Raw genomic sequence first — 24,292 nt, 5'->3', positions numbered from 1 at the left:
AAATTCGCACTGGCTTTGAAATTCAGTGTTGCGGGATTGACGCGAACGTCAAAGCCAATAAACGATCGCGGGTCGCGTCCTGCGGCCAAAAATATGTTCACTCGCCAGCAAGGCCCTATCTTCATGCCCCAGAAACTTTTCGTCCGCACCGCACAATTGTCGGGTGCCTCAGCTGATCTTCTTGTGATTTACGCATCCGAAGGGCAGGCGCCTACGGGCATCGGTCAGGAGATCTGGGCGGCGACTGGTCACGATTGGGAGCATGCCGCCAAGACGGGCGCGTTTGCCGGTAAACAGGGGCAGGTTCTAGACATTGTCCGGCCCGCCGGAACTGATTGCAAAAGGTTGTTGGTGCTGGGCGCAGGGCCCGCCGAGGCATCATCGCTCACCGCCTGGACCGATCGCGGCGGATCGCTGATGAACAAGATTGCCCACACGCGTGCGCGTCATGTAGCGGTGATAATTGATGATGCTGACGCAACGCCCGAAGCGATCGCGGAACTCGTGGCAGGGGTGCGACTGCGTCAGTATAGATTTGATAAATACAAGTCCAGGGCCGACGACGACGATGCTTTAGGTGATTTGCAGATTACGTTGCACGTTGCCGATGTGACCAAGGTGGACGCGGCGATTGCCGATCGGGACGGGACGGTTTCAGGCACGATGCTGGCGCGGGATCTTGTGAATGAGCCGGCCAATGTACTGGGGACGCTGGAGTTCGCCGAGCGAGCCTCGGGATTATCGGCGCTCGGGGTCGAGGTTGAAATCCTGACGCCAGAGCAGATGCGGGCCTTGGGTATGGAATCGCTGCTTTGCGTCGCACAAGGTTCGGAGCGTCCGGCGCGCCTGGTTGTCATGCAATGGCATGGCGGAGAAACCGGCGTGGCGCCGCTGGCATTTGTGGGAAAGGGCGTGGTTTTTGATACTGGCGGTATCTCCATCAAGCCGGCGGGATCAATGGAGGACATGAAAGGCGATATGGGGGGCGCGGCCGCGGTCGTCGGTCTGATGCATGCCCTGTCGACGCGCAAGGCCAAGACCAATGTCGTGGGTGTGATTGGTCTAGTCGAAAATATGCCAGACGGCAAGTCCGTGCGACCGGGTGATATCATCAAGGCGATGTCGGGGACGACGATCGAAGTCATCAATACCGACGCGGAGGGGCGGTTGGTTCTGGCCGACGCGCTCTGGTATACGCAGGATCGATTTAAGCCAAAATTCATGATAGACTTGGCGACCTTGACCGGGGCCATTCTAGTGGCGCTTGGGCACGATCATGCCGGATTGTTTTCCAATGACGAGACGCTGGCGAACAATCTGCTGGCGGCAGGCCTGGCGAGTAATGAAAAGGTCTGGCGCCTGCCGCTCGCTCCCAGCTACAACAAGATGATTGAAAGCCGCGTGGCCGATATCAAGAACTCTTCGGGACGGCTTGCCAGTTCGATAACGGCGGCCCACTTTCTGCAGCGCTTTGTCAATGATGTGCCTTGGGCGCATCTGGATATTGCAGGGATGGCATTTGGCGGTGGCGGTACGAAGATCAGCGAATCCTGGGGGTCGGGTTTTGGTGTCGCCTTGCTTGATCGCCTGGTTCGGGACTATTACGAGGCCTGATTATTCGACCCATCGCAAAGTGAGCCATGGCTGAGGTTTTATTTTATCATCTTGAACCGCGCCCGCTTGAGGCCGTTCTCCCGGTGCTTCTGGAAAAGACACTTGAACGGGGCTGGCGGGCGGTCGTTGAGGTGGGGAGCGTTGAACGGGCAGAGGCGCTGGACGCACATTTATGGACCTATCGGGACGACAGTTTTCTGCCGCATGGATTGGCGAGTGGTGAAACCGACATGTTGCAGCCGGTGCTGATAACAACGGGTGCCGACAACCCCAATGGTGCAACTGTGCGGTTTTTTGCCGACCGCGCGGTGCCACAGTCGGCCATCGGATATGAGCGGATCGTCTATATGTTCTCCGGCCTTGATCCTGACGCGGTCAGTGAAGCGCGGCTGGCCTGGAAGGCGCTACAGCTAGATAATGATGTTACCTATTGGCAGCAGGAAAGCTCGGGGCGCTGGGTCAAACGGGCATAGCACCTGCGCGGGCACGTCATCCTACTCGATCCGACCGTTGCGCCTGATCTGGCCCGGCGCCGTTATGCCGTCGGGTACGTCGTTGACATAAAGGGAAATAAAGTCGTCCATTAGTTCGTAGCAATAGATGATTTCGACCGTGTCGGCGTCATAGTAGGAATTGGCGTCGCCGTCGCATCGCTTGGCGGTGAACAAGACCTTGTGGCGCAAGTGATAATTGCGACGTAGCCTCGTCGGCCACCCGGTCGAAAACACCGCTATCCCGAAACGCGTCGGCTGCCTGCCGCAGGCTGCCTGACACTGGTTCATAGGTCACACTGACCTTGGTAGTTGGAGGGTTTTTCACGTTGCGACTGGCAAATACCCCCTTCATGCTGCGGCTGATCTTTCGGTAATCGTCGGCACAGGTGAGCCTGGCGTATGATGTCCATGCCGTAACCGTCGGCGATCTTGTGAAATCGTTTTTCGTTGTTGCCAACCATAAGGCAGACGATCTGATAGGCGCGCTGGCGATCGAGGCTGTGGGCGGCGTAGAAATCGCTCTCGGCGGCGCCGCTATTGTAGGCCAAGCCGGTCAGTATCCAGCCATAGGCTGCGTCGTCCAGCGCCTGGTCAGATTTCCCATTGTGCTGGTTAAGCATCGTCCAGGTGGCGAGATTGTCCGCCGCATCCTCCTCACGGCCAAGGATAGGGACGTTCAATTGATCAAACAGCAGGTGGGCGACTTCGTGATAAAGCACGAACAGGCTGTTGTTGGCGGCAAAGCGTAGCGCCAAGCGCTGTGGCGTCAACGGCAGGGCGCTGGCGGTTGCGAGACTGCTCAGCGCGCCCAAGGTCAGGAAAGCAACCAGTATTAATCGAGTGCCCCAGATACGCATCAACCGTTTCCGCCAAAAATGCCCGCCGCCAGCAGATGGCAATTGGGGTGAAGTGTCAATAAACCGAGGCGTACGCGGTTAATCGGTGCCAGACGACCAGGCCGGTTGGGTCGTGTCAAAACTGGAGAACTGGAACCCGGGCGGCACCCGACAGCCCACCAATGTCCACGCCCCCACAGTGCGAGCCGATTGCCAGCTTCGGCGCGGTAGCACCGTTTTGGAGTGCTGGCCGCTATCGGCGTCAGGTCCGAGTGTGACCGGTGCGTGCGTCGTGCCGTCCGACACCGTGAGTTCAAGCGGCGCGCCGGTATAATAGTTCCAGACCTCGGTGGCATCGACATGGTGCCAGTTGCCGCCATCCTTATCCTCCAGCAACAAATAGATTGCCTTGGTCGGGTTCGGACCATCCTGATCATTGCCATCGCCGAAGGTCCGGGCATACCAGCCTCCCGCTGGGTGACGTTTTAACCCCAGGGTGAATATGACGTCCTTGGCAGTCAGTTGACTCATGCGCGCTCGAGACTTTCCAGTTCTGAACTCAATGTCAGCCAGCTCTCTTCAAGTGATTCGAGCTCGGCGAGATATCGGGCTTTGTCTTTGCCCGCCGCGATTAGACTATCAGCAGGGCCGTTGTAGAACTTTGGGTCGTCCAATTGTTTGTCAATTTTTTGGATTTCCACCTTCAAACGGGAAATCTTGGTTTCTGTTTCCTTAATGGATTGCTTGATGGGGGCGACCTGAGCTCGTTTGGCAGCAGCTTCGGCTTTGGCGGCTTTGCGTTCTTCCTTGCTCATTGAAGCATTGCCGCCACGATCCTTACCGCCGGTTATCGAGCGCTGGTAGCTGTCCAGATCCTCGTCCAGTTCCTTGATGGTGCCATCGGCGGCAATCCACAGGGTATCGCAGGTGGCTTCGATCAGGTGTCGATCATGCGAGATGATCAGCACGGCGCCATCAAAATCATTGAGCGCGTGCACCAGCGCGTCACGGCTATCGATATCAAGGTGGTTGGTGGGCTCGTCGAGGATCAACATGCCAGGCCCGTTGAAGGTGATCAGCCCCATTAACAAGCGCGCCCGCTCGCCGCCCGAGAGGTTTTTCGCCAGCGTATCCATACGCGACTTAGTCAGGCCCATCTGCGACAGGCGGGAACGGCGTTTGGATTCGCTATCGGTCGGCATCAGTTCGATGACGTGCTCGAATGGCGTCCAATCGGGCTTTAGTTTGTCCATCTGGTGCTGGGCGAAGTGGGCGATCTCAAGTTTTTTGCCCTTGTTGAAAACGCCGCCCATCGGCTGGATGTCACCTGCCAGAAGCTTAGCGAAGGTCGATTTACCGTTGCCGTTGACGCCGATCAGGGCAATTCTGTCCTCGGGATCGATGCGCATATTGATATTGCGCAGGATTTTCTTATCACCATAGCCGGCCGCCACGCCGTCCAACGTGATCATCGGGGTTGCGACCTCGGCCTTGGGCTGCTGGAACGTGAAGGGGGCCGAATATTCGTCAAACATGGCGGCAGGTGGCTTGAGCTTCTCGATCATCTTGATGCGCGCTTGAGCCTGTTTGGCCTTTGAAGCCTTCGCCTTGAAACGATCGACGAATTTTTGCATGTGCGCGATCTGATCCATGGTCTTTTCGCGGCTCTTGTTCGAAAGCTCCATCTGCATGCGTCGGGTGGCTTCAAAGGTGTCGTAATTGCCTTTGTAGAAGGTCATCTGCTTGTGTTCGAGATGGATGATCGAGGACACCGACTTGTTGAGCAGGTCGCGATCATGGCTGATCATGAAAACGGTATAGGGATAGTTGGCCAGGTATTTTTCCAGCCATAGCGTACCTTCAAGATCGAGATAGTTTGTCGGTTCGTCGAGCAGCAGCAGGTCGGGCTGGGCAAACAGCACGCCAGCAAGGGACACGCGCATGCGCCAGCCACCAGAAAGCTCATGAGTGGGCGAGCCCTGGCGTTCTTGTTCGAAGCCCAGTCCTTTGAGAATTGCGGACGCTCGAGCCTCGGCGGTGTGGGCGTCGATGTCGGCAAGCCGAACGTAAATTTCGGAGATGCGATCCGGGTCAGTCGCGGTCTCGGCCTCTTTCATCAATCGGGTTCGTTCAAGGTCGGCGGCCAACACGACATCCAGTACGCTGACATCGCTGGCTGGTGCTTCCTGAGCCTACCGCGCCGATCCGCGCTTTTTTGTTAAGTTCGATGCTACCGGCATCGGGAGCAAGGTGTTCCTGAATCAAATGAAACAGGGTGGTCTTGCCCGTGCCGTTCTTGCCGACGAAACCGGTTTTTGATCCGGTTGGGAGCATCACCGAGGCGCCATCGAACAATTCACGTCCCTGAATGCGATAGGTGAGGTTGTTGATCGTAAGCATGGCAATACAGTTCGAAAAAGAGGGCAGGGATATTGGCTGTGGGGCGCAGGCGTGGCCAGCCGGGCTCGAGCAGCCTTAATACATGGGTGCTGGATAGAGTTTTGTAGCCCGATTGGCAACAGTTGCGGCGGCGGGACAGGGTTGAGAAAATCGTGGCCACGATTTTCTGTCTGCCGCGACACGCGGCAGTCTTGTCTATGTCAAAGACTGCCGCTACAAGGCGCCACCATTCGGATAGACCGATCTAATTCATCAAGGACCACACCATGGCTCTAGAACGTACTTTTTCCATTATCAAGCCAGATGCGACCCGCCGCAATCTCACAGGCAAGATCATTGCCAAGTTTGAAGATGCAGGCCTGCGCGTCATCGCCTCCAAGCGCATCCATATGACGCGGGCGCAGGCAGAAGGCTTTTACGCTGTCCATAAAGAGCGTCCGTTTTTTGGTGAGTTGGTCGAGCAGATGATCGCTGAGCCGGTTGTCGTTCAGGTGTTGGAAGGCGAGAACGCCATTCTCAAGAACCGCGAAATCATGGGCGCCACCAATCCTGCGAATGCGGACACCGGCACGATCCGCAAGGAATTTGCGCTGTCTATCGGCGAAAACTCGGTTCATGGCTCAGATGCGCCGGAAACCGCTGCCGAAGAAATCAAATTCTTCTTCAACGACGATGAAATCGTAGGTTAAGGCTACCCCTTAATTTCAATCTCGAGGTTCTGGCGGCCGAGGCCGATACCGAATTCGAGATTTCAGGATGAACCCCGGCCTTAGTCGCGGTGACACCATGGATGTTTACGGCATCCTGAGACCCTGCCTCTGGTAGGCCGCCCGCCGGGCGGCCTTTTTGCTTGTATGTGCTATATCACCCTGCCGTCCTATCGAAAGAAACACCGTGTCCCTGCCTGAAACCATCGTCGTCCCACTTGCTCGCGCCATGGCGGCCAAGGGTTATAAAAATCTGACTGAAGTTCAGAGCGCCATTCTGGCTGGGGACGCGCAGGGTCAGGATTTGCTGGTATCTGCGCAGACTGGATCGGGCAAGACCGTCGCCTTTGGTATGGCCATTGCCCCGACCTTACTGGAAGGCGCTGATCGGTTCACCGAGCAGGGCGCGCCGTTGGCCCTGATCATTGCACCGACTCGTGAACTGGCGCTGCAGGTTCAACGCGAACTCGATTGGCTTTATGCCGAGACCGGCGCCAAGACCGCCTCGTGTGTCGGCGGTATGGACATGCGCACCGAGCGCAGGGCGCTGGAACGTGGTGCGCAGATCGTCGTGGGCACGCCGGGGCGTCTGCGTGATCATATTACCAAGGGTGTGCTTGATACTTCGGCGTTGCGCGCCGTTGTGCTCGACGAGGCCGATGAAATGCTGGACCTTGGGTTTCGCGAGGACCTTGAGTTCATTCTGGATGCGGCGCCGGCTGATCGGCGCACGCTACTGTTTTCTGCGACTGTGCCGCGCCAGATCGCCAATCTGGCCAAGACATTCCAGAAGGATGCGCTGCGTATTGCAGCAACAAGTGCGGCCAGCCAGCATGCCGACATTGACTACAAGCTTGTGTTGATCCCCGCTGCGGAGCGGGAAAACGCCATCATCAATACGCTACTGTATTTCGATAGTGCCAACACCATTGTGTTTGCCTCAACCCGTGAAGGCGTGAAGCATTTGTCGGCGCGACTGCATAATCGCGGCTTTGATGTGGTGACGCTGTCGGGGGAGTTGAGCCAGTCGGAGCGCACCAATGCGCTGCAGTCGATGCGCGACGGACGGGCACGTATTTGCGTGGCAACGGACGTTGCGGCGCGTGGCATTGACCTGCCCAATCTCGACCTGGTTATTCACGCCGATATGCCGACCAATCCTGACACGTTGCTGCACCGGTCGGGCCGAACGGGACGGGCGGGTCGCAAGGGCACCTGCGTGCTGATCGTGCCGATGCATCGCCGCAATGCGGTGCAGCGTGTGCTCAAAATGGCCAAGCTTGGCGTTGCCTATATGGCCGCTCCGACCAGTAATGATATTGAAGCGCGCTATCGTGAAAGCATTCTCAACGATGCTTCACTCAGTAAAACGCCGAGCGAAGATGAGACGGCCATTGTGGCCGAACTGATGGCGCTTCACAGCCCCCAAGCCATTGCGGCGGCGTATCTGCGTCAGCAGATTGCGGCGCGACCAGCACCTGAAGAACTGTCGGAAAACATGGCACCAGACAAGCCGGGGCCCAGCGATCCAAGGGAAAAGGCTCGCTTTGAGACCGGGGTATGGTTCAAGGTCTCGGTCGGGCGCAAGCACCGGGCCGAGCCGCGCTGGCTATTGCCGCTGATCTGCAAGGCAGGTGGGGTTACCAAAGCTGCAATCGGGTCGATTCGGATTTTTGACACGGAGTCCCATTTCGAGGTCTCAACGCCCAAGGCGGAGGCGTTTGCCGCCGCGATTGCGCGCAATGGGTCCGGTGAACGCGGTGTCACGATATCCGCGATTGATGGCGACAGTCCGCCGTCCGGCAAACGCACTTTCCCCAAATCGCCGCGTCGTCCGGAGGGGCCGGTTGAACGCTATGATCCGACGGCGTCGCGCCCCGAGCGGGCAGATCGGGCGGCACGGTATGGTGCGGGCCCAAGCGATGTAGATGTCGTTAATCCACGGGCTGAAAAGATCAATCCCAAAGACAAGGGCAAGCCCAAGTGGAAGGACAAGACCAAACCGGCAACCGCCAGTGCGCCCGGACCAAAAAAGGCAAAAGTAGCCAAGAAGAAGGATCACAAGACCAAGCGCAAACCGCAATATTAGCCTTGGGGTAATGCCGACACCGGAATGGTGTGTTGCAAAAATGGCGGAAACGGGTCGAAATTTGGGCGCTCGCAATATTGTTAATGGCGTCTTGATGGATGTTTGGTAGCCTTGGGTGGTCGGGCTGTTCCCGGCCTTAGTGATTTGCCGATCCGCGTCGCCGGCGTAAACTATTGGAGAGCATATTGCCTTTGCGCTGGCAGGAAGTGGCTTTGCCACTGTTGATGATCGTTGTTCTAATTGCCCTGAAACATTTTCCGATTGCTGAGGAAATGCCGTTGGCACGGACGGCGGGGGTTATTGCCTTTGGCTATGCGGCTTTTCTGGCGCTGCGACTGGTGCAGAGCGAGGAACCGGTGGTGGTCGATGGCTGGTCCGAATTACGGCCATCGATGGTCGAATATTTTGCCGTTTATGGCGCGGCGGCGCTGGCGGCAGCTTTGATGGCTGCGATTATCATTGGTGGATTCAAGGCGGTAAATCCGGCCGAAATGATCGCCGCTTTCATTATTTCAGTGGCGCTGGCTGGCGGCGCAATCGTGCTGGGATTGATGGGTTTGTTCGTCAAGATCCGCTGGAACCACGCTCAACTGGAATATTGCAATGCATTTGGTCGCATGACGATTGTTAAGTGGGCCGATGTGCTCAGCGTTCATCCCAATTGGCGCGGCGTAACAATCACTACCAGTACCAGTAGTGTAAGTTTTTCCCAATTCCACTCGGGTGCGGCGCACCTTGCCAAACACGCGACCAATCGTGCACGACGCAATACGGAAACGGCGTCCAAGGCGTTTGCGAGTCGATAGGTTCTTCCTGACAGCATGAGGCTGGCATTGCCGAGGATATGGCGGTAGCTTTGTCAAATTACCAGCATGAGCCTTTCCATGAACAAGCCCGTTGCCGCCCGTACCGTTCGCTCGGTTTGCCCGCATGATTGCCCATCGGCATGCGCGCTGGACGTTGACCTGATTGACGACGAAACCATTGGACGGGTGCGCGGCGCCAAGGACGATCCTTATACTGCGGGGGTGATATGCGAAAAGGTGGCCCGCTACACCGAGCGTATTCATCACCCTGAGCGGCTGCTTCATCCACTGCGTCGTGTCGGCTCCAAGGGGGCCGGGCAATGGCAGACAATAGGTTGGGATGAGGCACTCGACGAGATCGCCCGACGCTTTACGCAAATCGAAGACGAATTCGGCCCGGAGAGCATCTGGCCCTATTTTTATGCAGGTACCATGGGGCATGTGCAGCGCGACGGCATTGATCGATTGCGCCATGCGAAAGGCTATTCGCGCCAGTACGATACGATTTGTATCGGGACGGCTTGGCCCGGTTATATCGCGGGAACCGGCCTTTTGGGGGGCGTCAATCCAGAACAGATGGCCGAGGCGGACTGTGTGGTCATCTGGGGCACCAATGCGGTGCATACCCAGGTTAATGTGATGACGCACGCGATGCGCGCCCGCAAGGAACGCGGCGCCAAAATCGTAGTGATCGATATTTACCACACGGCGACCATGGCACAGGCCGATATGGGGCTGGTTCTGCGCCCCGGATCGGACGGCGCGCTTGCTGTTGCGGTGATGCATGTGTTGCTGCGCGACGGATTGGCTGACCGGGCCTATATGAGTCGATATACCGATTTTGATTCGGGATTTGAAGCGCATCTGGCGACAAGAACCCCCGAGTGGGCCGCTGAAATAACTGGCCTGAGCGTCGCCGAAATTGTCGACTTCGCGCATCTTGTGGGTCGGACACCAGCGAGTTTTTTCCGGCTTGGACTTGGTTTCACCCGGCAAAGGAATGGCTCAAGCAATATGCACGCGGCCCTATGCATTCCTGCAATGACCGGGGCATGGCAGCACCGGGGCGGTGGGGCGTTCCAGTCAAACTCAGGCACCTTCAAGGCTCGATAAAGCCCGTTTGACCGGTGCAGATCGCGCCAAGGGCCAGCCGCGCTGGCTCGACATGTCCGAAATCGGGCCGATCTTGACTGGTGACAATCATGCGCTCAAAGGCGGCGGGCCGGTCAAGGCGATGATTGTGCAAAATACCAATCCGGCATGTGTTGCACCTGACCAGTCGAGGGTACGCGCGGGCTTGGCCCGCGAGGATCTGTTCCTGGTGGTCCATGAGCAGTTCATGACCGAGACCGCAGAAATGGCTGATATCGTTCTGCCGGCAACAATGTTTCTGGAGCACAATGATTATTATACACGTGGGGGGCACACGCGAGTGCTGTTCGGACCACAGGTCGTTGCCCGTCCGGGCGAGACCCGTTCCAACCATGAAGTGATCAATGCCTTGTCGCTGAGGCTTGGTCTGGACGATCCGAGTTTCAGTATGGATGATCGCGCGGTTGTGGCTGATACTTTTGCGCGTTCGGGATATGGCGATCTTGACGACATTGCGAAAACTGGTTTCGTAGACCGCGAGCGCCCGGATGCGGAGGCGCGGTTCGCGTACGGTTTTGCTTGGCCCGATGGCAAGTTTCGTTTCACGCCAAACTGGCAGGGAACAGCGGACAAAAAGGGCTATCACTGGGTTTGTGACCCCTCCGAAATGCCAAAATATGCCGATTATCTGGACATCAACGAGCGAACTGACGCCACGCATCCGTTTCGACTGGCGACGAGTCCGGCCCGGGGCTTTCTCAACTCTAGTTTCAACCAGACGCCTGGCAGCCTGAAGCGTGAGGGCGCACCATCGGTGTTTATCCATCCCGATGATGCGGCGCGGCTTGGGATCGATGACGGCGACGCGGTGACCATGGGCAATCGTCGAGGTACGGTTGAACTAACCGCTCGCCTGTCAACCAAGACCAAGTCGGGGATGCTGGTGGCAGAAGGGCTGCACCGTAATAAAGCGCATCGGCAGGGTCGGGGTATCAACACGCTCACCAACGCCGCGCCAGCCTTGCCGTTTGGTGGTGCCACCTTTCATGATGCAGCAGTTTGGATGCGATTGTCTGATCAGTAGTCGCGCGCGCGTTTGTTGGCTCGACACCATGTCCGGATAATGGATTTTCGTCGTTCTATTATCATGGCGAAGATGTCGTTCAACCAAATATACGTCAAATTTTAAGTAAATTTCTGTGCGGCGACTACGCATTATTGTGACATGCACCATCAGGTAAGAAGATCAGTGCGTTTAGTAGTTTTACTTAAGTACAAATTGCCACTGAATGACGCGATCAGACAGTTCAGATATCGAATTTTCAAGGTACATCTTTGGAGCCTAAGTACCCCTTAATCATTGGTTAATATTAACAATACCATAAGGACTTTGTTTTCAATGCAGGCAGATAGTGGCAATTACGTACTACCAGAAAAGTAGGCGTGGATTGTCCGAGACCAAATCGTCATCTTGAAGCAGAGCGCTTTGTTGGATGTACGAAAGTTCTTCTCAATTCAAACCTAGCCATTTGACAGGAGATAGAACGATGAGTGCAGAAAGCGAAACCCAGGGTCCCGCCGAGAATGGACAGGCGGCCACCGCGACCGCGCGCAATAGTGGGCTGGCAGTTGCGGCAAGCAGCGATCCGGTGTCCATCAATTCAAACCGCTATTTCGACCCGAAGGTTCATGACGAACTTGACCATCAGTTGCGTCGCCACCGTGCCGACCTGCACAACATCGACGGCAATATTGCCAAGCTCGAAGAAGCAATCGATGTCGACCAGAAACGGATCCAGGAATTCAAGCTGGCGCTGGCAGAAAAGTCGCAGGCCCGCACCCGGCTCGTCGCCGTACGGACGGCAATGGCCCGCTTTATTCAGGGACTGCAAGCCAAGGATGGCCGATAGACGACTGTCGGCCCGTCCCGTCGGTACTCAGCACGCGGAGCAAGCCAGATGCAATTGCACGATGAACTACGAACCCTGATGGGGTCTATCGACCCGATTTTTCCCGAAGCGCCAGCCGCCTCATCCAAAGATCCTATCGACGAACTAGCGGAACGACTGGAAGCGCAGCGCGTCGACAGCATGTTGCTGGCCATGATGGAAGAGACGCTGTTTGCGGTCGATGGGCTCGAAGAAATGACAGCACCGCCGTCCGCGGCGATGCCCAGGAAATCGGCACGAACAAAAAAACCCGGCACAGTACCGTCGTCGGTGGGTGCGAAAAAACCACTCAAGTCACGAACCAAGTCACGTTCCGAGGCGCCAGCAGGTGTCAAAGAGCACGAGGCTAAAGATCATATCAGCCCTGAAGCAGAAGCGATCATGGATGAGTTGGGCTGGCAGTTGACCTCACATCGGCAGGAGCCTTGTGGTGATCGACAGCCAATTGTCGCAACTCGACGATACGATCGGTTCGGAGCAGGGGGCATTGGCGCAATATCGAGAAATGTTGCGCTGCAAAAAGCAGGACCGCGCGCGTCTATTGCGTCTACGCAAGGCTACGGCGCGCCTGGTCGATACGCTGCAGCCGCTTTCCACGGCGGTCGGAAAGGGGCCGGATCAAACACCAGTGGCGATTTGAACCGGCATCGCTGATCACGTGCCGCGCGTTCACGCCAAGATTCGCCAGAAAAAATACCCGGTGGTCACCAGGCCATAGATGATGACGGCGAGGCGGATTGTTTTGGTTGGCACATGATGCGAATAGCGCGCCGCCAGATAGCCGCCGATGGTCACACCCACCAGGGCTATGGAGCCATGATACCAGTCGATTGAACCGCTCATGGCGAAGCGGATGACGGCGACACTGGCTACAACAGCGGAAATCCATAGTTTTAGGCCGTTCATCGCGTGTATGTTGGTCATGCCCGCGGTGGCCAGGAACGCCAGTAGCAAAATGCCGAGTCCGGCGTTGAAAAATCCGCCATAAATGCAGACTAGCGCCAAAAAGGCCAACAACAGTGCCGCACCGGCGAGCGCCATTTTGCGGCTGGTGCCGGCTCTCGCCGCAACCATGACGTTGATCTGCTTGCCAAAGGCAAACAGCACCACGGCAAAGAGCATTAACCAGGGGACTACGAGCGAAAATTGCCGATCCGAGACTACAAGCAGCAATTGGGCCCCGACGTAGCCAAAAATGGCCGCGATTACCGAGTACAACACAAGGCGATGGCGATATTGCAATATTGACTTCCAATAGCCTACAGCGCCGCTGGCATAGCCGGGCAACGCGGCGTAGGTATTGGAGGCGTTGGCAATAACCGGCGGCACACCCGCCAGCAATAGGGCCGGGAACACAATAAAAGAGCCACCGCCAGCAAGGGAATTTACGGCGCCCCCCAGCAGGCCGGCCAGCAGCAAAAGCAATTCAGTCATCGTTGGATCCTGTTCGCACCGTCGGCCTTGACATTATCTCTATTCGATATCATTTAGCGGGGAGGCTATTGACGCCTGCCGCTCGCCGGGATTTCCCGAAGGTGAAGTCAGTCACGCAGCGCGTGCCAATCGCATGAACAGTCTTGTTAGTGAGGCATTCATGGCAACGCGAGCCCCATGAGACATTGGCCTCTTGCTATAAAGGACTTTATTCATGTCATATTCTCTCGATACGCCCAGCATTCAAACTCTTAAAGCCGAAGCCAGATCACTGCGCGACGAGCGCGTCAAGGCAGGGGACGCACTTACTCACGCAACAGCGCTGGAAGAAGTCGCTAAAACCCACGGCTACCGTGATTGGAACACTGCGGTCGCGATGTTGCCCGAACGGGTAGCCGTACCAGTTCAGGTCGGAAATCGCACAGCAGGTCATTATCTCGGTCAGCCGTTCAAGGGGCTGGTAATTGGCGTGCATTTGCTAAGCGACATGCAACACTATCAGGTGACCGTAAAATTTGACGAGCCGGTCGACGTTGCGACGTCGAAGCTGTTTTCCGCGTTTCGTCATAGAGTTACGGCGACGATCGATGTGCACGGTGTTTCCCCAGCCCGCACCAGCAATGGCCTGCCGCAAATGCGGCTGCGCCGGATATGACCGAGCGGCAGCGAGCGTAGATAACGCTCGTTGCTTGCCATTCATCGTAAAATAACGATATAAGGTGCTGGTTGGATATTTCCCTGCATCCGCAGGCAGCACATGGATACTGGCATGACCACGCAGCACAAGCCGATCGAACTCTTCTTTTTCCCAACGCCCAACGGCTACAAAATTTCGGCGATGCTTGAAGAATTGGGCGTGCCCTATGATCTGCGGATCATCCATATCGGGAAGGGCGATCAATTTACGCCAGCGTTCCTGTCGGTGTCACCGAACAACAAAATTCCAGCGATAGTTGACCCGGAAGGTCCCGGCGACGCGCCCATTTCGGTTTTTGAATCTGGCGCCATTTTGAAGTATCTCGCGACCAAGTTTGGCAGATTTTATCCGACTGACCCACGATCTCAGGTTGCCGTGGACGAGTGGTTATTCTGGCAGGTTGGCGGGTTCGGCCCGATGCTGGGTCAGAACCACCATTTTGCACTTTATGCGCCTGAAAAAATCGAATACGCCATCAATCGATATCGCGACGAGACGCACAGGCTATATGGTGTTTTGAATAAGCAACTTGAGGGCAGGGACTACATGGTGGACGATTTCTCCATTGCCGATCTGGCGTCGATCGGATGGGCACGCGGTTGGGAGCGCCAAGGGATGGACATCAAGGAATTTCCCAATGTTGCAGCGTGGATAGAGCGTGTCAGTGAGCGCCCGGGTACCAAGGCCGGTCTGGCGCTGACACTGGACAGCGGCGAGCGGGTCGACCTGACCAAGGATGACGATGCCAAGGCTGTACTGTTTGGCCAACGCGCCCGCTAAGGCAAATGCCGCGTCGCCGCCAATGTGACGCGGTTCGCGGCGATCCTTCAAATCATTGAGAATTTTTTGGGTAGGAGCGAGATTACCGCTTGCCATCCGCGGTACTCGTCGTTAGACCGACCGGCGGAGAGGTGGCCGAGTGGTCGAAGGCACGCCCCTGCTAAGGGCGCAGATGGTGTTGAACCGTCTCGAGGGTTCGAATCCCTTCTTCTCCGCCATTTTACCTTTTTTGATGATTTGAATGGGTCGCCTTGGGCGGCCCTTTTTGTTTGTTTTGCTGGGTTTTTGCGCGATTATTGATTGTGCTGGATTTCTTTCGATTGTGCCCGTATTCTTTTCTTGCGTGGTATGAAATGTGGTATGAATCATAGGCTCTCGTTGGAAAGCTGACCAAGAAGCTAGTGGAAAATCTTGGCGCTGGTCGGCATGGCGATGGCGGTGGTCTTTATCTGGTTGTTGATCCATCGGGTGCGCGGCGGTGGATCGTGCGGGTGGTAGTCAAAGGCCAGAGGAATCTGAAGGGCGCGCCACTTCGGACAGACTTCGGTTTGGGTGGGGTCCATGTGGTAACCCTGAACCAGGCGCGCGAACGGGCGCTAGAATATAGGCGGATGGCCAAACAGGGGTTGAACCCCCGTTTTAATGCCAGCCGCGAGATACCCAGCTTTGAAGAAGTTGCTGGGCAAGTTCATATTGAACGAATGCCCACTTGGAAGAATGCCAAGCACGGTGCGCAATGGATCAACACGTTGCGCGACTATGCTTTTCCCAAGATCGGGCGGATGCCTGTCGATAGCATTGGCCAGCCCGAAGTGCTGATGTGCCTTTCCCCAATCTGGACCGATAAGCACGAAACGGCGCGACGGTTAGCGCAACGGATCAAAATCATTTTGGACGTGGCTAAATCCAAAGGCTTTCGGTCGGGCGAAAATGCGGTGACCGCGATTTTTGATACGCAAGTGTTGCCAAGGGTCAAAACCAAGGCCAAGCACCACCGCGCGATGAAATGGCAGGACGTGCCCGCCTTTTATGCTGACTTAAAGACCCGCGATGCCATGGCGGCAAAAGCTCTCATGTTCACTTGCCTAACTGGATCACGCACGGGTGAGGTTTTAGGGATGCAATGGGGCGAGTTGGATTTGGCGGCAAAACTATGGACCTGCCCAGCCGAACGGATGAAAATGGGCGAGTCGCACCGGGTGCCGTTGACCGATGAAATGTTGGCGATCATTGAACCATTGCGCGAGATGCAGTCGGATTATGTGTTTGAGGGGCAAAAGCGGCATAAGCCGTTGTCGAATATGGCCATGCTAATGCTATTGCGCCGTATGGAGGTTGAAGGCGTTACAGTGCACGGATTCAGGTCTACATTCAGGGATTGGGCGTCCGAAGTCGCGAACGCGCCGCGTGAAATTGTAGAGATGAGTCTAGCCCACAAGGTCGGGTCTGATGTGGAACGGGCGTATGCGCGGTCAGACCTGCTGGAAAAGCGACGCGCATTGATGGTCCAATGGACAGGTTTTGTGGCGGGTGTCGAAAAAAGTAAATGCCGAAAGCATGGCGGGGGCTAACCGTTCGGTGCCTCACCATGAAAACACGCCGTCTCAAGTTCGATAATTGAAATGTCAAAAGGTTGCTGTAGTGTGACCTTTATGCTGGACCAGAAGCAACTAAAACAATTGAAAGACATTGTTGACAAGCTATTAGGTCGTGATGAGGCGTTAGTAAATGCCTTAGCGCGCTTTACACCACCGTTTGATATTTCTCGCCCTAACATTCACGACAGTAAAAAAGAATTCTCGCAAGAACTTGCGATGGTTGAGGCAATCTTCAATCATTTGGCGGGTGCTGTTGACCAGCTTTTACCGAATAAAGATCAAGAAACCGCCGAATTCAAAGTGTTGCGTGAACGTATACGTGACGCAATTGAAATAGGTGCGGTCCAAAAGTTTCGCAACATGGCGCTTAATCAACCGCGCGACCTTGCACTTAAAAACATGTCGGATACCGGCTTTTTTATGAACTCAATGCGGATTATAATCGATTTAGGCTCAGGACTCATTGATTGAGCCAGAAGATGACGGTTGCAGCGATGCAGATGGCGGACATGAAGGTATGTGCGCATCGGTCGTAGCGGGTGTGGATTCGTCGCCAGTCCTTGAGTTTGCCGAACATGTTCTCGACCTTGTGGCGCTGGCGGTAGAGCCCTGCGTCGTGAGCGATCGGGACCTTGCGGTTGATCTTTGACGGGATGCAGGCGGCAATGCCGCGCTCGGCCAAGGCGGCTCGGAACCAGTCGGCATCGTAGCCTCTGTCTGCCAGCAGCGTCTTGGCCTTGGGTAAGGCGTCGATCATCAGCGCTGCGCCCTTGTAGTCGCTCATCTGCCCCTCGCTGAGCAGCATGACCAGTGGTCGGCCCTTGCCATCGCAGACAGCGTGCAGCTTGGAATTCAGGCCACCCTTGGTGCGTCCGATACGTCTGGGAACAGCCCCTTTTTAAGCAGGCTGGCCGCCGTGCGGTGCGCTTTGAGATGGGTAGCGTCGATCATCAGTTGCTCCGGCTTGCCGCCCTTCGCCGCCAATGCCGCGAATATCTTGTTGAAAACGCCCATCCGGCTCCAGCGAATGAACCGGTTGTAGATCGTCTTCGGCGGACCGTAAGCCGCAGGCGCATCACGCCACCGCAGACCGTTGCGGATCACAAAGATGATGCCGCTGATGATCCGTCGGTCATCAACCCGCGGCACTCCGTGCGACAACGGAAAATATGGCTCGATCCGGTGCATCTGCGCCTCCGACAGCCAGATCAGGTCACTCATGGCAACGCCTCCTCGCGCTGCCAATGAATCAACTCATCGCCCGCTCTGCAAGCAATTTAATAGGTCCTGAGCCTAGATCACCTTTACGGTCAAAGACTTATAGAACTCAAGGACCAAGAAAAAGAGTTCTGGAGTGCTCCGAATCGAGCACCGAATTACCATGTGCTCCGTCTTGCGCGTCGTTACGGCAAAGAAAAAGGGCAGCGCCCTACCGTTGGTGTTGCGCGGGATGGAAATCATCCCTCAACTGATTTTGGCCGCGCATTGGAAGGGCGTTCAAACGGGGGTGCCAGAGCGCAGGCATGCCCTATTTCAATCCACAGTCTGCCAGGCATTACTTGAAGTCGGTGCGCGATGAGTTCTGCCATACCGCTGATCAACGGAGGGCCTGGTCGTATAATTTCGGCCATGAAAACGAGCAGATCACCAAGGCCAACTACGCCAAGATGACTGACCAGCGCCGCGATGAGATTTTCGCCAACCTTTCTATCGGCAACATTGAAACCGAAGCGGAGAAAGATCTGCTGCTTGCCTATCACGAGCATCGACTGCAGCCAGGGTCACCAGAGTTTGAGCGGGCGGAGCAGTTGCACGAGGAGCGGTGGCGCCGCATGCGGAAAGGCTGAGATCGTTGTCAGCGACAAAGTGTTAGCAGCGAGGCGGCTTCTGGCTCGATGGCTCGTCATGGGCGACGTGAGTTTGAATGCCGCGTCACTAAGACTGCGTTTTCGATCCGCGCCCCGACTTAACCTCGATACAATCAACGTCTCTTAAGTGGAAAAATCGGCGGCATCTTCCTCTATCCGATAAGACGACAAACGCCGTAGGTGTCCAAGGTGACTAGACCGCCCTCATAAGGTTGGACAGGAATATGCATTGGATCGCTTCGGCTTAACGCCGTTGCATCAAGCAATTGAACCTGATGGAAACTTGCACCGGACGTCCCGATAGTTATCGGGTCGCCGGTCAAGTTGGCGAGCCACAACTCGAGGCCTTCATCACCATGGGCGGCAAGCGCTGCAAAGCCTGCGCCTGCAACCTCGAGCCGGTGGCGTGGCCGCCCGGCAAGCTTTGAAAGCCCGGCCACGACAAATGCCAACGGAAAACTTGTTGTACCCTCGTTGATTGCGGCGGGACCATCGCAGCACCCCAGCGTCATCGCGTCCAGATCAAGCGCGGCAACTGTTGCGGCGTAGCCCAAGCTAAACGCAGCCGCAAAAAGGCCGCGTTGGCGCGGGTCAGAAGCAGCTGTGGGCATCCGAACTCGCGCCGGGTTGTCAGCAGGTCGGGCCGCGTAAAATGCGGGCGGCGCGCCGATTGTCGCGGGACCAAGGCGAATGGCGACGCCCGGCGCGAAGCTGCGAGCGGTCCGGATGATGTCGGGCAGGCTTTCGAGTGTTTCCATCACCGATATGTCATCGGCCGCGTGCACCACCGCCTGTGTCGAATGCGCAATGAAGGCAATTGACGATGGTGGCCGATTACGGTTGAGTCTCGGGAAACCCGACTACTGTGCCCCCACCAATCGCCACCCCCGGAAATGCCGCCCGGGCCGCAGCGGTGATCTCGGGATAGTCTGCTTCGCCTTCGGGCAGATGTCGGCTCGCCCGGCTGCGCAAATCGCGCGCCGGCACCACCAGAATTCGCGCCGGCCCGAGCCCGGCAGCTTTTATCATCGCCGAAATCCGGGCAAGCTCGGCGATTGGAGAAATGCCGTCGATAACTATATCAGCGTCAAGCGTGGCACCGGTTTCACCAAGAAGCTTCCCAAGGTCGTCTAATGCCAGATCTGCCAGCGGCATCCGCGCGTCGAAGCGCGCCACAATATGGGACGGGCAAAGCCCTTTCGGGAACGCGGTATCTCCGCCGGTCCAGGCCAGACCTACGGCCGGCATCGAGCCAGTAGACTCCCTGATACTGACCGAGGGCGTGATCGGTGAGGCGGGGCTAGCACCGTCTGCCGTATCGGCGATTTGAAGTTCGATCGACTGGATCACCGGCACCTCGGGGTCGATGACATAGGGGTAGCCGAGCGCTAGGGGGCGGACATAGGTCTTATAGGAGGCATCCGTCCAATTGCGCTGGTCTTCCATCTCGAAGGCTTCGCCACGCATCGTGACCGTGACTGAAAGTCCGGGGCGCGGAGAATGCGTCAGCGCGCGGATGTTGGTTATTGGCGTGTCCGGGTCGACCAAATCCGGGAATTTTGCCCGACTGCGCCGCCCATCGGAATGACGCACGTCCACCATTGTGCCGCGCACTCCCTCTAGACCATGTAGAACTACAAAGCCGGTTCGGTTGGTACTAAACCCCGCCGACGATGAGCCCTTTGCCGAAAAGCTGAGCCGGCCATCGGCGCTTCCTTCAATTCTGGCCTCGAAATCAAAACTGCCGTTCGGGCCGGTGCATTGACCGCTATAGCTGATGCGAAAACCGAGATCGGACGCATCGACATGCCAGTCGTCAAGCACCGGCGCGTACGTGCCCCAGGACGTATCACGGACGACGAAGGAGATCGCCCGTAACACTTCAACACCATCCCATCGAACAAAACGGACATTACCGCGGTCGAGCCTGCATCGAAAGCCGACCGGTGACGAATTGTCGATTAGGCTCTACTGGCTCGTCGGTGCCGAAAATAATCATTGCCCGGCTATCTGTTGGCATCGCATCATCACCGTTTGGCAGGTTCGCTGGAGCGCAAATTCAAACTCGCTTGTCGCTGGGTCTTGGCAGCATTACGCCATCGAATTTCAGAATATGGTCCCTAAATCAGGCGCAAATCAAAGACAGTACTGTTGCAGACCGACTTAGTCAGTTGGGGGCTCGAGACGGTGGAATTTCTGGGCTGCCGCTGATCACCGATCGATAAGCAGCCTCGACCAGCGCATAGGTTTTGAGATTGTCGGCCCCCGAGGTTTCCGCTGCCTGGCCAGCGCGGAACGCATCGGCATGGGCCCTGCAGGTCGCAAGCGCACTTCCGGCGGCAATACTTGCACCCGGGTCACTGAAATCGAAACCTTCCGGTACCAACCGCTCGGTACGGTGTTGCCCCTTGCTGGACACCGCGAGGGTCAACTGCCGGTCAAGCGTCAATACTCCATCCGTCCCCTCTATCTCGAGAATGGTTTCGCCGAGCGCGTCGGGCAGCCTGCGGCTCTCATAGGTGCACTCGACCACCGACACGGCGCCGCCAACATGACGCAGCATCATAGTCGCAGTGTCTTCCGCTCGAACCGCGGGATTGCGCCTTTGAGTCTGACAGAACACATTTTCGACTTCGCCCATGAACAGCCGAGCCAAGTCCAGCAGATGAATACCCAAATCAAGGATCACCAACCGCTCCTCGTTGAGAAAATATGGTTGGTTCTTGTAGACGTCGACCCCCGTGCGAACCGCGATCCGCGACCAACTCGGTTCACCAATGGCGCCACTGCGAACAATTTCCGCAACCCGCTGCATGGCCGGTTGAAATCGGAAATTTTCGTGGACAGCGAGAAAGCTTCCTGCCTGCTCCGCCCTTGCAACGATTGCCACCGCTTCGTCCCAAGTCGGGGCTAGGGGTTTTTGTACGATCACCCCTATTCCGCGCTCTGCACACGCCGCCGCGAGTGCGCGATGGGTATCCATGCGCGTTGCGATATCGACGAGGTCGAGCCGGACTTCATCAAGTATACTGGCATCGGTGAACGATTGCGGCGCCCCGAATTCGCGCGCCGCAGCTGCCGCCTTATCCGCATCGAGATCGCACACGGCGACAAGATCGATCCCCTCCCTGGTTAAAGTTTTCCATGCCTCAAGATGGTAGCGGGCGTAATAGCCGCAGCCAATCACGCCTACCCGAAGCCGCGCCATGCTCAGAGTGCTCCTTGCGCCACGATTCGATTGCGAAGTACACCAATGCCCTCTGCCTCGATCTCGATGACGTCACCGGGCTTCATGTAGACCTGTGGCTTTTGGAAATACCCAACGCCGGCCGGTGTTCCGGTCGTTACGATGTCGCCGGGCTCGAGCGTCATGATACCGGCGAGATACGACACAAGCCGCGGCAGTGAGAATAACCATTCATTGGTATTGCCGTCCTGAAGCGTGCGTCCGTTAAGGCGTGTTTTGAGCGTGACGCTGTCCGGATTGGGCATCTCATCGGTGGTGACAATGCACGGCCCGATCGGCGCAAAACGATCAAAATTCTTGCCGGTCGTGATCTGGTTGTTGTCGAACTGCACATCACGGGCAGAGACGTCATTCAGTAAGGTATAGCCAAAAATCGCGGGCATCACTTCGGCCTCCGATGGACGCGTCAGGCGCTTGCCGATGACTACCGAAAACTCTACTTCATAATCCAACTGCTCGGTTGCCTTGGGCGCCTCGATTTCGTCCTCTGGTCCTGCGATGGCGGTTGAGACCTTGGCGAAGAACAGGGGGTAATCCGGTTTGACGGCCGTCGGGTTTTCATTGAGGTGGCTGAGATAGTTGAAACCGGAGCATAGCACCTTTCCCGGCTTGACCGGCGCCTTCAACTGAACCTTTGCCAAGTCCAGCCGCGGCCCGGGTCCAGCGACAGCCGAACGGGCTTTGGCGAGCATAGCGTCACCGCCCACGATCAACGACAACATCGTATCGGCGATCCCGGCGGCGGTTAGATCAACGACCTGCGTGCCGTCGAGCGCGCCAACATGTTGGACGCCGTTGGCGCTAAATGTAACGAATTTCATTTTGACTCCCTGGTGAAAACTACCTTGTGCAATCCGTGGTTCGGCTCAACTAGGCGGTCGAACACGGCGACGGCTTGCTCGGGCTCGAACCGGCTGGCGATCTCGGGATAGCGAATGGCGCCGCTGGCGAGAAGTTCAAGACTTTCAGAAAAGCAATCAACGCTGGCGCGCGATCCCACGATGGACATTTCCTTGCGGGTTAAATCCAGGCCGGGGAACGAGATCGATGTGCCAGCCGGCACAATGCCAACAATCACGACGCGCCCGCCGGCGGCGACCAGATCGGTGGTGGATTCCATCACTTTGGCGTTGCCCGTCGCCTCCATGACAACCGGCATGCCTTCGCCATTGGTAAGTTTCATGACATTTTCTAGCAGGCCTGGGCCGGCATCGAGCGTTTGCGCTCCAAGATGGGCGGCGGTCAAAAGACGCTTCGGGTCGACATCCGTGACATAGACCATAGCACCTCGAGCCCGGGCGACTTCTAGGATTGCAAGGCCGATCGGTCCCGCACCAAGCACGAGAACACTATCATTGCCCGTGACCGCACCACGCCGACACGACTGCACACCGATCGCGACAGGCTCGGCAAAGGCTCGCTTGAAAGTCAGTGAGCCCATCGGGAATTGGGTGCAGTCGGTCGATTGGCGCGACGACATAATCGGCAAAACCACCATCACGATGAATGCCGATGATCTGCAGGTTAGAGCAGCAATTGGACTTGCCAACCCGACACGCATAGCATTTGCCGCAGCCGATGAACGGTTCGACAACAACGCGCTGCCCGATTGGGTGACCCGAAGCACCCGGACCAAGTGCTGAAACGACCCCGGCGATTTCATGGCCACCGACCCGCGGATAGACTACGTATGGATTATTGCCTTTGTAGATATATAAGTCACCGGCGCACACGCCTGCGGCCTTAACTTCGACAAGTGCTTCGCCATGCCCCGGTTGCGGTATCGCGCGTGTCTCAAAGTGGAGCCTCATGGGGTGAGCCGAAAATTGCGGAATGCATATTAGTTTCTCCTCACGAGGCAAGTTGCACCGCACCGCCGCCCGCTGGCACGTCGATGCTATCGCCAGCGTTCAGGACCACAGAACGCGGCACCCGACGCCCTGCGGCTGCCAGTTCGGAAAGATGTTGCTCAAAGGCCACCACATCGGGATCGCTTGCGTCGAGATAATGACATGGCAATACAGTTTCGAGGCCGAGCCACTCCGCGGCAAGTGCGCCCTCGTACGGAGACATCTCTGCTGTCAGCATTTTGCCGGGCATCGGGAAACGGGCAGCGACTTCGTGCGGATTGGCAATACCGATGCAGCCAATCGTAGGCCGATAAAGTTCGGCATGGAGTTTCAGGTCCGAAAAAATCGCGGTATCGCCGTAGTGATAAAACCGAACACCCTCGTCGGCATAAACTATGAAAGCCATTGGCAGTCCGGAGGCGTAGGTTCCGTCAGGCATAACGATCTGTGACCAATGGTGGCATTCGAGCGGTTGCACCTCAATGCCGGCCACTTCTACGCGAATACCCCATGTAGTCGCCCGAATTTGGTCGCCCTCAATGCCCCTGGCTTTGAGATAGGCTTTGACCTCACCGCCGCAAATGACCGGGCAATTGTATTTCCTGACGATCTTTTCAGTATCGCCTAGGTGATCAATGGCGGCGTGACTGACGATCACAAGGTCCACCTGGTCGAAACTGTCATGTTTGACCGGACTCGCAGGATTGTCGTCCAGAAAGGGATCAAGTAGCAGGCGCTTACCGCTGCGAGTAATGATTTCATAGGCAGCCACGCCCAAGAAGCGGATACGAGTAGCATTGGCGAGGGTCATGGCGGTCTCCAACTTTGGCA

The 24,292-nt window shown here is 56.7% G+C and carries 24 protein-coding genes, 1 tRNA gene and 2 pseudogenes; 14 read left to right on the top strand and 13 right to left on the bottom strand.

The features are described 5' to 3' along the window. Positions 1-123: 123 nt before the first annotated feature. Both PSQ19_RS05705 and PSQ19_RS05700 read left to right on the top strand, forming a co-directional pair. Positions 124-1,614 carry a leucyl aminopeptidase gene (locus PSQ19_RS05705; RefSeq protein WP_282219971.1) on the top strand — a complete coding sequence of 497 codons (1,491 nt, stop codon included), beginning with the start codon at positions 124-126 and terminating at the stop codon, positions 1,612-1,614. A 26-nt stretch (positions 1,615-1,640) separates the two neighbouring features. After that, positions 1,641-2,087: a DNA polymerase III subunit chi gene (locus PSQ19_RS05700; protein WP_282219970.1), complete on the top strand. Its 447-nt coding sequence runs from the start codon at positions 1,641-1,643 to the stop codon at positions 2,085-2,087. Positions 2,088-2,108: 21 nt separating this feature from the next. Here the strand turns inward: PSQ19_RS05700 and PSQ19_RS05695 are convergent, their stop codons facing one another. The 4 genes and pseudogenes from PSQ19_RS05695 to PSQ19_RS05680 form a co-directional block, all read right to left on the bottom strand. Beyond that, positions 2,109-2,297, bottom strand: a complete 189-nt coding sequence (locus PSQ19_RS05695; RefSeq protein WP_282219969.1) for a hypothetical protein — start codon at positions 2,295-2,297, stop codon at positions 2,109-2,111. Between the two features lie 95 nt (positions 2,298-2,392). After that, entirely contained in the window at positions 2,393-2,965 is a 573-nt protein-coding gene (locus PSQ19_RS05690; protein WP_282219968.1) for a DUF4344 domain-containing metallopeptidase, read from the bottom strand. Positions 2,966-3,043: 78 nt separating this feature from the next. Next, positions 3,044-3,475: a cupin domain-containing protein gene (locus PSQ19_RS05685; protein WP_282219967.1), complete on the bottom strand. Its 432-nt coding sequence runs from the start codon at positions 3,473-3,475 to the stop codon at positions 3,044-3,046. Then, a pseudogene (locus tag PSQ19_RS05680) lies at positions 3,472-5,344 on the bottom strand (ABC-F family ATP-binding cassette domain-containing protein). The gene PSQ19_RS05685 and the pseudogene PSQ19_RS05680 overlap by 4 nt, the downstream one beginning before the upstream one ends. 266 nt (positions 5,345-5,610) lie before the next feature. On the opposite strand from PSQ19_RS05680, the gene ndk reads away from it, so the two are divergent. The 6 genes and pseudogenes from ndk (at position 5,611) to PSQ19_RS05650 (ending at position 12,641) form a co-directional block, all read left to right on the top strand. Then, positions 5,611-6,033 (top strand): nucleoside-diphosphate kinase, encoded by a 423-nt coding sequence (ndk, locus tag PSQ19_RS05675; RefSeq protein WP_282219966.1) that lies wholly within the window; start codon positions 5,611-5,613, stop codon positions 6,031-6,033. 205 nt (positions 6,034-6,238) lie between these two features. After that, positions 6,239-8,140 carry a DEAD/DEAH box helicase gene (locus PSQ19_RS05670; protein WP_282219965.1) on the top strand — a complete coding sequence of 634 codons (1,902 nt, stop codon included), beginning with the start codon at positions 6,239-6,241 and terminating at the stop codon, positions 8,138-8,140. A gap of 185 nt (positions 8,141-8,325) precedes the next feature. Further along, positions 8,326-8,946: a hypothetical protein gene (locus PSQ19_RS05665; RefSeq protein WP_282219964.1), complete on the top strand. Its 621-nt coding sequence runs from the start codon at positions 8,326-8,328 to the stop codon at positions 8,944-8,946. 78 nt (positions 8,947-9,024) lie between these two features. Next, positions 9,025-11,122: pseudogene (locus PSQ19_RS05660) on the top strand (molybdopterin-dependent oxidoreductase). A gap of 463 nt (positions 11,123-11,585) precedes the next feature. Beyond that, positions 11,586-11,948 (top strand): hypothetical protein, encoded by a 363-nt coding sequence (locus PSQ19_RS05655; RefSeq protein ID WP_282219963.1) that lies wholly within the window; start codon positions 11,586-11,588, stop codon positions 11,946-11,948. Between the two features lie 48 nt (positions 11,949-11,996). Next, positions 11,997-12,641, top strand: coding sequence for a hypothetical protein (locus tag PSQ19_RS05650; protein ID WP_282219962.1), 645 nt, complete (start codon positions 11,997-11,999; stop codon positions 12,639-12,641). Between the two features lie 15 nt (positions 12,642-12,656). On the opposite strand, the gene PSQ19_RS05645 is transcribed toward PSQ19_RS05650, so the two are convergent. Further along, a complete protein-coding gene (locus PSQ19_RS05645; RefSeq protein WP_282219961.1) occupies positions 12,657-13,421 on the bottom strand; it encodes a sulfite exporter TauE/SafE family protein in 765 nt (254 codons plus the stop codon). A gap of 214 nt (positions 13,422-13,635) precedes the next feature. Here PSQ19_RS05645 and PSQ19_RS05640 point away from each other — a divergent pair, with 214 nt between their 5' ends. From PSQ19_RS05640 to PSQ19_RS05620, 5 genes are all read left to right on the top strand, one after another. After that, positions 13,636-14,076, top strand: coding sequence for a glyoxalase superfamily protein (locus PSQ19_RS05640; RefSeq protein WP_282219960.1), 441 nt, complete (start codon positions 13,636-13,638; stop codon positions 14,074-14,076). Between the two features lie 114 nt (positions 14,077-14,190). After that, complete coding sequence (locus PSQ19_RS05635) at positions 14,191-14,898, top strand: glutathione S-transferase N-terminal domain-containing protein (protein ID WP_282219959.1); 708 nt, start codon at positions 14,191-14,193, stop codon at positions 14,896-14,898. Between the two features lie 125 nt (positions 14,899-15,023). After that, positions 15,024-15,116, top strand: a tRNA-Ser gene (locus tag PSQ19_RS05630). A gap of 168 nt (positions 15,117-15,284) precedes the next feature. After that, positions 15,285-16,469 (top strand): tyrosine-type recombinase/integrase, encoded by a 1,185-nt coding sequence (locus PSQ19_RS05625; RefSeq protein ID WP_282220622.1) that lies wholly within the window; start codon positions 15,285-15,287, stop codon positions 16,467-16,469. Positions 16,470-16,541: 72 nt separating this feature from the next. Continuing rightward, a complete protein-coding gene (locus tag PSQ19_RS05620) occupies positions 16,542-16,967 on the top strand; it encodes a hypothetical protein (RefSeq protein WP_282219958.1) in 426 nt (141 codons plus the stop codon). On the opposite strand, the gene PSQ19_RS05615 is transcribed toward PSQ19_RS05620, so the two are convergent. Continuing rightward, positions 16,957-17,717 (bottom strand): IS5 family transposase gene (locus PSQ19_RS05615; protein WP_282217765.1). Its coding sequence is split into 2 segments (ribosomal slippage): positions 16,957-17,384 and positions 17,384-17,717, totalling 762 coding nucleotides; the frame shifts between segments, so codons are not numbered across the junction. The two genes, PSQ19_RS05620 and PSQ19_RS05615, sit on opposite strands and share 11 nt — an antisense overlap. Before the next feature lie 302 nt (positions 17,718-18,019). Between PSQ19_RS05615 and PSQ19_RS05610 the strand changes: the two genes are divergently transcribed. Then, positions 18,020-18,343 carry a hypothetical protein gene (locus PSQ19_RS05610; protein WP_282219957.1) on the top strand — a complete coding sequence of 108 codons (324 nt, stop codon included), beginning with the start codon at positions 18,020-18,022 and terminating at the stop codon, positions 18,341-18,343. 173 nt (positions 18,344-18,516) lie between these two features. Here the strand turns inward: PSQ19_RS05610 and PSQ19_RS05605 are convergent, their stop codons facing one another. The 7 genes from PSQ19_RS05605 to PSQ19_RS05575 form a co-directional block, all read right to left on the bottom strand. Further along, the gene (locus PSQ19_RS05605; protein ID WP_282219956.1) at positions 18,517-19,149 is read right to left on the bottom strand and encodes a hypothetical protein; all 633 of its coding nucleotides are present in this window, start codon (positions 19,147-19,149) and stop codon (positions 18,517-18,519) included. A gap of 49 nt (positions 19,150-19,198) precedes the next feature. Next, entirely contained in the window at positions 19,199-20,245 is a 1,047-nt protein-coding gene (locus PSQ19_RS05600) for a hypothetical protein (RefSeq protein WP_282219955.1), read from the bottom strand. Between the two features lie 286 nt (positions 20,246-20,531). Beyond that, positions 20,532-21,572, bottom strand: coding sequence for a Gfo/Idh/MocA family protein (locus PSQ19_RS05595; protein WP_282219954.1), 1,041 nt, complete (start codon positions 21,570-21,572; stop codon positions 20,532-20,534). 2 nt (positions 21,573-21,574) lie between these two features. Continuing rightward, on the bottom strand, positions 21,575-22,432 hold the full coding sequence (locus tag PSQ19_RS05590; RefSeq protein WP_282219953.1) for a fumarylacetoacetate hydrolase family protein: 858 nt from the start codon (positions 22,430-22,432) through the stop codon (positions 21,575-21,577). Further along, entirely contained in the window at positions 22,429-23,052 is a 624-nt protein-coding gene (locus tag PSQ19_RS05585) for a zinc-binding dehydrogenase (RefSeq protein ID WP_282219952.1), read from the bottom strand. Before PSQ19_RS05585 ends, PSQ19_RS05590 begins: the two co-directional genes overlap by 4 nt. Further along, the gene (locus PSQ19_RS05580; RefSeq protein ID WP_282219951.1) at positions 22,964-23,422 is read right to left on the bottom strand and encodes an alcohol dehydrogenase catalytic domain-containing protein; all 459 of its coding nucleotides are present in this window, start codon (positions 23,420-23,422) and stop codon (positions 22,964-22,966) included. The genes PSQ19_RS05585 and PSQ19_RS05580 overlap by 89 nt, the downstream gene beginning before the upstream one ends. Positions 23,423-23,462: 40 nt before the next feature. Continuing rightward, positions 23,463-24,272 carry an MBL fold metallo-hydrolase gene (locus PSQ19_RS05575; RefSeq protein WP_282219950.1) on the bottom strand — a complete coding sequence of 270 codons (810 nt, stop codon included), beginning with the start codon at positions 24,270-24,272 and terminating at the stop codon, positions 23,463-23,465. Between the last annotated feature and the right edge of the window lie 20 nt (positions 24,273-24,292).

The sequence above is a fragment of the Devosia algicola genome, assembly GCF_028816455.1.
In the GTDB taxonomy this organism is placed as follows: domain Bacteria; phylum Pseudomonadota; class Alphaproteobacteria; order Rhizobiales; family Devosiaceae; genus Devosia; species Devosia algicola.
This window is presented reverse-complemented; position numbering and strand designations above follow the sequence as displayed.

What these genes read in the sequence shown, in the direction of transcription:
- PSQ19_RS05705 (WP_282219971.1), top strand. Translation starts at nt 124, where the DNA reads ATGCCCCAGAAACTTTTCGTCCGCACCGCACAATTGTCGGGTGCCTCA.
- PSQ19_RS05700 (WP_282219970.1), top strand. Translation starts at nt 1,641, where the DNA reads ATGGCTGAGGTTTTATTTTATCATCTTGAACCGCGCCCGCTTGAGGCC.
- PSQ19_RS05690 (WP_282219968.1), bottom strand. Translation starts at nt 2,965, where the DNA reads ATGCGTATCTGGGGCACTCGATTAATACTGGTTGCTTTCCTGACCTTG.
- PSQ19_RS05685 (WP_282219967.1), bottom strand. Translation starts at nt 3,475, where the DNA reads ATGAGTCAACTGACTGCCAAGGACGTCATATTCACCCTGGGGTTAAAA.
- ndk (WP_282219966.1), top strand. Translation starts at nt 5,611, where the DNA reads ATGGCTCTAGAACGTACTTTTTCCATTATCAAGCCAGATGCGACCCGC.
- PSQ19_RS05655 (WP_282219963.1), top strand. Translation starts at nt 11,586, where the DNA reads ATGAGTGCAGAAAGCGAAACCCAGGGTCCCGCCGAGAATGGACAGGCG.
- PSQ19_RS05650 (WP_282219962.1), top strand. Translation starts at nt 11,997, where the DNA reads ATGCAATTGCACGATGAACTACGAACCCTGATGGGGTCTATCGACCCG.
- PSQ19_RS05645 (WP_282219961.1), bottom strand. Translation starts at nt 13,421, where the DNA reads ATGACTGAATTGCTTTTGCTGCTGGCCGGCCTGCTGGGGGGCGCCGTA.
- PSQ19_RS05640 (WP_282219960.1), top strand. Translation starts at nt 13,636, where the DNA reads ATGTCATATTCTCTCGATACGCCCAGCATTCAAACTCTTAAAGCCGAA.
- PSQ19_RS05635 (WP_282219959.1), top strand. Translation starts at nt 14,191, where the DNA reads ATGACCACGCAGCACAAGCCGATCGAACTCTTCTTTTTCCCAACGCCC.
- PSQ19_RS05610 (WP_282219957.1), top strand. Translation starts at nt 18,020, where the DNA reads ATGCCCTATTTCAATCCACAGTCTGCCAGGCATTACTTGAAGTCGGTG.
- PSQ19_RS05595 (WP_282219954.1), bottom strand. Translation starts at nt 21,572, where the DNA reads ATGGCGCGGCTTCGGGTAGGCGTGATTGGCTGCGGCTATTACGCCCGC.
- PSQ19_RS05590 (WP_282219953.1), bottom strand. Translation starts at nt 22,432, where the DNA reads ATGAAATTCGTTACATTTAGCGCCAACGGCGTCCAACATGTTGGCGCG.
- PSQ19_RS05585 (WP_282219952.1), bottom strand. Translation starts at nt 23,052, where the DNA reads ATGGGCTCACTGACTTTCAAGCGAGCCTTTGCCGAGCCTGTCGCGATC.
- PSQ19_RS05580 (WP_282219951.1), bottom strand. Translation starts at nt 23,422, where the DNA reads ATGAGGCTCCACTTTGAGACACGCGCGATACCGCAACCGGGGCATGGC.
- PSQ19_RS05575 (WP_282219950.1), bottom strand. Translation starts at nt 24,272, where the DNA reads ATGACCCTCGCCAATGCTACTCGTATCCGCTTCTTGGGCGTGGCTGCC.